3 protein-coding genes are annotated in these 2,909 nt (G+C 68.4%); all 3 read left to right on the top strand.

From position 1 onward, the window contains the following. Window positions 1–792: U32 family peptidase (locus ACTQWE_RS10110; RefSeq protein ID WP_441921692.1), on the top strand; the 792-nt coding region annotated here is incomplete at its 5' end. Window positions 793–978: 186 nt separating this feature from the next. Next, window positions 979–1,278 carry a NifU family protein gene (locus ACTQWE_RS10105; RefSeq protein ID WP_441857251.1) on the top strand — a complete coding sequence of 100 codons (300 nt, stop codon included), beginning with the start codon at window positions 979–981 and terminating at the stop codon, window positions 1,276–1,278. Between the two features lie 78 nt (window positions 1,279–1,356). Further along, window positions 1,357–2,205, top strand: coding sequence for a prolipoprotein diacylglyceryl transferase (gene lgt / locus ACTQWE_RS10100; protein WP_441857253.1), 849 nt, complete (start codon window positions 1,357–1,359; stop codon window positions 2,203–2,205). Window positions 2,206–2,909 lie beyond the last annotated feature (704 nt).

The raw sequence follows: 2,909 nt of genomic DNA, 5'->3' as shown, positions 1-2,909 counted from the left end.
CTGGTGCCGACGCCGGCGGTTGCGCGCGCGGCCGTTGCGGCCGGCGCGACGCGCCTGTACGCGACGCCGGACGCGCTTGCGCAGGCGCGCGGGCGCGGGGCCGCATGGCCCATGGAGCCGGTGCCCTGGCTGGACGAGGTGTGCCGCGAGGTGGACCACGACCGGCTTGACCCGCTGGTGCGGGCGGGGTGCCCGTGCGGCGTGGGCAACGTGTCCGAGCTGGTGCTTTCGCGCGAGCGCGGCGCGCTTGCCGAGGTGAGGCCGTGCATACCCGTGCACAACCCAAGCTGCCTGCTTGCGCTTGAGGAGGCGGGCGCCCGCGGCGTGTGGCTTTCGCCCGAGCTGACGCTTGGGGAGGCGTGCGAGCTTGCCGGCGCGTCCGACGTGCCGGTGGGCCTGGTGGCGAGCGGCCGCACGCGCGCGATGACGAGCGAGCACTGCGTGCTGCAGGTGGCGAACCGCTGCGTCCACGACTGCGCGAACTGCCGCCTGCGGCAGGAGCGCTGCGCGCTGAGGACGCGCGACGGCTCGCTCATGCCGGTGCGCACCGACCTCGAGGGCCGCAGCCACATATACGCCGCACACCCGCTGGACGCGACGCCCCAGATGGGCGAGCTCTTCTCGGCGGGCGTCACGCGCTTCATGGCGGACTGCACGCTTCTGGGCGAGGCGGAGGCCGGCGCGCAGGTCGCGCGCGTGGCGGCGGCCCTTGCGGCCGTGCGGGCGGGCAGGAAACCGGCCCCGCGCGCGAAGGGCGCGACGTCTGGGCACCTGTTTGCCGGCATCGAGTAGCGCTTGGCCGCCGGCCGGCGGGCACGGCCAGCCCTCTGCCGGCGCTCGGCCGCCGGCCGGCGCGTGGGTAAGTTTGTGCAATGTTGGTTGCGCCGGGCGCATTAGGGGTAGACTCGGAGCAATTGTAAGTTGTGCGGTAGGAATTGCGACGCGGTCGCGCCTCCGCCCAAGGGAAGGACGCCACTCATGGCAGAGAACACCAATCAGACCAAGGACCAGGCCGCAACCGCGGAGGGCGAGGCGAAGCAGGGCGTGAACCGCGAGCTTCTGGAGGCGACCATCGACGTCATCCGTCAGAGCCTGCAGGCCGACGGCGGCGACGTGGTGCTGGTGAACTGCACGGACGACGGCGTCGTCACGCTCGAGATGCAGGGCGCGTGCGCCGGCTGCCCGCTGTCCAGCTACGACATGAGCGAGGGCATCGAGCGCATCCTGAAGGAGCACGTCCCCGGCGTCACCAAGGTCGAGCCCGCGATGGCGTGGTAGGCACTTCTCGCTCAGGCCGCGCGACGCCCGCCGGGGCGCGTGCGACACACGTGACGCGCGCAAGGAGAAGGACGTTCGATGTGGCTTAACGAGCTCTACCATCACCTCAACCCCATAATCGTGCAGATGGGTCCGCTTGCCATTCGCTGGTACGGGCTTGCGTACGTCGTGGGCATCGCGTTGGCCGGCGTGGTGATCTATCGCGTCGCGCGGCGGTGGGGGCTGGGGATTTCCCCGGACGACGTCACGAGCGTGATCATCGCGATCGCGTTTGGCCTGATCATCGGCGCGCGCCTGTTTTACGTGATTTTCTATGGCGACGGCTACTACCTGCAGCATCCGCTGAAGATATTTGCCACCTACGAGGGAGGCATGAGCTTTCACGGCGGGTTGGTGGGCGCCATCGTCGGCGGCTCTCTTGCGTGCCGCAAGCTGAGGATCTCCATCCCCACCATGTGCGACCTCGCCGTCATCGGCGCGCCGGTCGGCCTGTTCTTTGGGCGCTGCGCAAACTTCATCAACGGCGAGCTGTGGGGCAAGCCAACGAACCTGCCGTGGGGCGTCATGTTCGACGACGCGGGCGGCGGCATGGTGTACCGCCACCCGTCGCAGCTGTACGAGGCCCTGCTTGAGGGCGTCGTGCTGTTTGTCATCCTGTTCGCACTGTCGCGCAAGGCGAATCCGCCGCGCCCACAGGGCACGTTCTTGGGAACCTTCCTCTTGGGCTACGGCACGTTCCGCTTTCTGATCGAGTTCGTGCGCCTGCCGGACAAGCAGCTGGGCTACCTGCTGGGCACCAACTGGCTCACGATGGGTCAGTGCCTGTCGATTCCGCTTGTGGTGGCGGGCATCGCGATACTGGTGATTTCGCACCGCGCGCAGCGGCCGCAGGCCGGCCGGCTGACGGAGGTCGGCGCGGCCGCGTAGCTCGGCCGGGGGAGCCGGCGTGGGACGTTGCCGGCTGCGACGCTGCCGGCTGCGACGCGGGCGACTACGATGCGGGCGACAGCTGGGCGTCGGCGCGGAATCGCGTCGACCTGGCATGTAACGACATGAGGGCGGACCTGCGCAAACGCGTAGGCCCGCCCTTGGCGTATGATTGCTGGCTTTGCGCCCATGGGCTCTTGGCGAGTAGGGCGTTGGGGCGCTGGTCGTCGGTACACGTGGGCCCCGAGTTGACGCGCCCGTACACGTCGCGGCCGAGTTTCACGGGTCGGTGCAAGCTCGCGGCCGACGTGTACCGGGCCGGGTACACTTCGCGGCCCAGCTTGCAGGGTCCCTGCAAGCTCGCGGCAGACGTGTACCGGGCCGGTACACATGGGCGCGCTTTTGACAGGAAGTTGCAAACTCGGGTCAGACGAGTGCCATCGAAAGTCGAGCCATGTCAGGAACTGTCAGACGTGTACCGCGTCGTTCGTTAAGACTTTGATCGCACGGGTCATCTACCTCGTGTTATGTGGAATTGGACTAATTCCTCATGGTACACATCAGAGCCGAGTTTGCATTTTCCGGTACACATCGGGAGTGCGGCAGCAATCCTGTACCTGTCACGCAACGATACCACAGCGCTCCGGCGGCACCGCGACCCCGAGGCGGCGCCTCCTGGCCGCCGGCGCCTCGTAGCGCGTGCG

This window comes from Parafannyhessea sp. LCP19S3_B1 (assembly GCF_052121955.1).
Taxonomy (GTDB): Bacteria; Actinomycetota; Coriobacteriia; order Coriobacteriales; family Atopobiaceae; genus Parafannyhessea.
This window is presented reverse-complemented; position numbering and strand designations above follow the sequence as displayed.